Consider the following 2,903-nt stretch of genomic DNA (forward strand, 5'->3'; position numbering starts at 1 on the left):
CTGGACCGGCTCGGCGTCGAGCACGCCATCGTCGTCGGCCACTCCAGCGGCGGCTATACCGCGACCGCCCTTGCCGAGCGGCGGCCCGACCTGGTGACCGCCCTCGTACTCATCAGCACCGGCCCCGGCATGGACGCCTTCATCGCACCGCCGTCCACCGCGACCGCCCCCACCCAGTGGCCGCCGACCGACGAACAGCTCCGGATGTTCGCGAGCACGGGATTCCGCGAGGGCTACGAGGTGCCGCAGGAGTTCGTCGACGAACTGCGCGGCATCAACCAGGACGCGGTCACCGCGGCGATGCGGGCGTCCATCGCCTACCTGGGCCGACAGACGCTCCCGTCCCGGCTGGCGCCCCTCGGCAAGCCGTTGCAGGTGATCTTCGGCGAGCAGGACCGCAGATGGCGACCGGCCTCCGCGGCCGACTACCGCGCCGTCCCCGGCGCGAGGATCGACCTGCTGCCCGACGCGGGCCACACGCCCATCGTGGAGGAACCGCTGCGGACCGCCGCGCTGATCCTGGCCGTCACCTGGACCCACGCCGCCGGCCGATCCGCTGGGCCGGGGCGAGGTTGATGCCCGAGGGCATCGTGGCAGAGCGGTCGTTCCTGACGTCAGGTGTTGACTCGCTCCTGTAGGCGGACCGTCACGGAGTCCCCTTCCTCCTTGCCGATCGCCTTGCGCACGTCCGCCTTCACAGGCAGCTTGTGCGTTCCGTCCCCCAGGGCCATGAACGAACTCTGGAACGGATGACCGTCGATCGTGCCCCGTACCTTCACCAGGCCACGGGTGCCGAAGAACTCGGCCGACCCGGGCCACACGACGTAGGTCCAGCCGCCCTTGTTCGGGCTCTTCTGCAGGGTTGCGGTGAACTGCTCGTCCAGCACTGTGTCCATCACTGATACCGCCTGTTCAGGAGTCTTCGATGAGGATCAGGTCGTTGCCGTCCGGGTCACGCACGGCGAACATCGGCGGCACCGCGGGCCCCATCCTGAGGACCTCCGCATCCGTGTCGACGCCGCGTGCGCGCAGGTCCGCGTGGTCGGCGTCGGCGTCCCGGGTCGTCAGACGGATGCCGACCGGGAGCCCTTCGGGAACGAGTGCGACGGTCGTCCTCGCCCCGGGCGGCGCCACCTCGATCCAGCGCCCGTCGCCGAGAGGTGCGTCCCGGCGTACTTCGAAGCCGAGCTCGTCGACGTAGAACTCGATTGCCTTCTGTTGGTCGGTGACGCGAATCCCGACCGTGGCCACCTGTGTGATGTGGGTGGTCCTGCTCATCCCGTGCCTCCGTTTCCTCGGTGTTCGCAAGGTAAGACGGAGGCGGGCGGGGAAACTCATCGCNNCCCCGCCCGCGCCGGTTACGACCCGGCCGGCGAGAGGGCCTCTGTGGCGGCATGAGCGTGATCGCTACGATGCGGGTCGGTGGGTGTAGCGCAGTGGTCGACGCGCGCGGTCTCCAAAACCGCGAGGACGCCGGTTCGAATCCGGTCACCCGCCGACTCCCCTGCGGATTGCCGCGCCACGCTGCGAGGGCCCGGGAGTTTCTACGACAGTGCGGCGCCCTCGGATGCCACCGCGGCCGACACCACCACCCCGTCTTGCGCCTCCTCGAGAGTGAGCTGAGGGAGGAGCGTCTCGTCTTACGTGCACGGGCGCCGTCGGCGAGGACAACGGCATCATGCGGACCCGCGTCACCAGCGAGGTCCTCGCCGTGATCTACCTCGGGCGCCGGACGAAGACGCTGCACATCTACCAGCTCGAATACCTCGGCTGCCCCCCAGCTCCCCGATCCGGACCACTGGCCGGGACCTGCCCCCCGAGTAATCGCAATTCGGGCATCTGTGATCATAGGTAGATGCTTCGCTCGCGTGGTTGGTACGCCCTGGCCGGACTCGGTCTGCTCTTCGCCTTCTTCATATTCGCCATGATCGGGGGATACGCCGACGAGGCAGGAGTGACCTGGCTCAGCAACCTCATGGTGCCCTGCGGTGGCGGCTGCGCGGGCCTCGGGCTCGTCTTCCTTGGGCGGGCAGCATTCACCGGGCGGCTGCGGCGCTCCATGTTCCGAAACCCTCCGGCCGACCTCCTCGACCAGGACAAGCGCCACTGAATGCTGTGGCGCCGACCTGGCCGACCTCCAGGCCGACCGCAGGCACATCCCCGTCCCCGGCGCGGGTTGCCCGGCTCACTGGTCCATCAACAGGTGCAGCAGCGTCATGACGCCGACGCCGACCAGCAACGCCACGCCGAGATCCGGATACTTCAACGCGACGACCACCGCACCACAGCCGACAGCGAGCAGCAGGACAGCGCGCTGGCTCAAGTGGCGCTCACCGAACAGATCCCACACGCAGCCACCCGGCCGCGAGACCGGTCGACACCGACAATTCGCTGTGTAAGTTCATGACTGAGTCCCCTTTAGCGCGGACGTGGGCAGTGTCGAGCACAACGCGGGTGACCTCGACAAGGCCGACGTCATCGAGTTGGTGGAGCACGGCCTTGTGCAGCCGGCCCCAGACACCGGCCCCGGACACCGGCTCTGGACCAGATCAGGAACCGTCGATGAGCAGTCGACTTCGAGACCCCGAAGCAGGGCGGCAGATGCCGCCAGGCGCATCCGCTGACCAGCACGTAGATGATCGCGGAAAACAGCGTCTCATCAGGCGTATCCGGCGTCCCGCCGCCCTGCGGCCGCACCCGCGACGGCGGGAGCAACGGCTTCGCGATGTCTCACAACCCGTCCGGAACGATCCAACTCCACGTCCCCTGGCCCATGGTGAGGTATTACTCCGCCTCACCACAGAGGACAACGTCTTAGGCCCTCTGGCCTGCTCCCCAGCTCGGTCATAGGGTCCTGGCATGTCGTGGACACCGCTCGTTGCCGCGATAGTCGGCGCCGTCAT

General features: G+C 68.2%; 5 protein-coding genes, 1 tRNA gene and 1 pseudogene. 3 read left to right on the plus strand and 4 right to left on the minus strand.

Annotation, left to right across the window (positions count from 1 at the left end):
- The coding region (locus AOK03_RS38880; RefSeq protein ID WP_055570067.1) for an alpha/beta fold hydrolase at nucleotides 1-576 on the plus strand (576 nt) is incomplete at its 5' end.
- A gap of 38 nt (nucleotides 577-614) precedes the next feature.
- Here AOK03_RS38880 and AOK03_RS38885 read toward each other — a convergent pair.
- Nucleotides 615-896 (minus strand): DUF1905 domain-containing protein, encoded by a 282-nt coding sequence (locus AOK03_RS38885; RefSeq protein ID WP_055570068.1) that lies wholly within the window; start codon nucleotides 894-896, stop codon nucleotides 615-617.
- Nucleotides 897-912: 16 nt separating this feature from the next.
- A complete protein-coding gene (locus AOK03_RS38890; RefSeq protein WP_055570069.1) occupies nucleotides 913-1,278 on the minus strand; it encodes a VOC family protein in 366 nt (121 codons plus the stop codon).
- Nucleotides 1,279-1,422: 144 nt separating this feature from the next.
- On the opposite strand from AOK03_RS38890, the gene AOK03_RS38895 reads away from it, so the two are divergent.
- Both AOK03_RS38895 and AOK03_RS38900 read left to right on the plus strand, forming a co-directional pair.
- A tRNA-Trp gene (locus tag AOK03_RS38895) sits at nucleotides 1,423-1,497 on the plus strand.
- A 358-nt stretch (nucleotides 1,498-1,855) separates the two neighbouring features.
- Nucleotides 1,856-2,110, plus strand: a complete 255-nt coding sequence (locus AOK03_RS38900; protein ID WP_055570070.1) for a hypothetical protein — start codon at nucleotides 1,856-1,858, stop codon at nucleotides 2,108-2,110.
- A 75-nt stretch (nucleotides 2,111-2,185) separates the two neighbouring features.
- Here AOK03_RS38900 and AOK03_RS42990 read toward each other — a convergent pair whose 3' ends face one another.
- Entirely contained in the window at nucleotides 2,186-2,350 is a 165-nt protein-coding gene (locus AOK03_RS42990) for a hypothetical protein (RefSeq protein ID WP_157869210.1), read from the minus strand.
- A gap of 67 nt (nucleotides 2,351-2,417) precedes the next feature.
- Nucleotides 2,418-2,727, minus strand: a pseudogene (locus AOK03_RS41590) (transposase); the annotation flags it as partial.
- Nucleotides 2,728-2,903: the final 176 nt, after the last annotated feature.

Source organism: Streptomyces atriruber, from assembly GCF_001418325.1.
Classification (GTDB): domain Bacteria; phylum Actinomycetota; class Actinomycetes; order Streptomycetales; family Streptomycetaceae; genus Streptomyces; species Streptomyces atriruber.

What these genes read in the sequence shown, in the direction of transcription:
- AOK03_RS38900 (WP_055570070.1), top strand. Translation starts at nt 1,856, where the DNA reads ATGCTTCGCTCGCGTGGTTGGTACGCCCTGGCCGGACTCGGTCTGCTC.
- AOK03_RS38885 (WP_055570068.1), bottom strand. Translation starts at nt 896, where the DNA reads ATGGACACAGTGCTGGACGAGCAGTTCACCGCAACCCTGCAGAAGAGC.
- AOK03_RS38890 (WP_055570069.1), bottom strand. Translation starts at nt 1,278, where the DNA reads ATGAGCAGGACCACCCACATCACACAGGTGGCCACGGTCGGGATTCGC.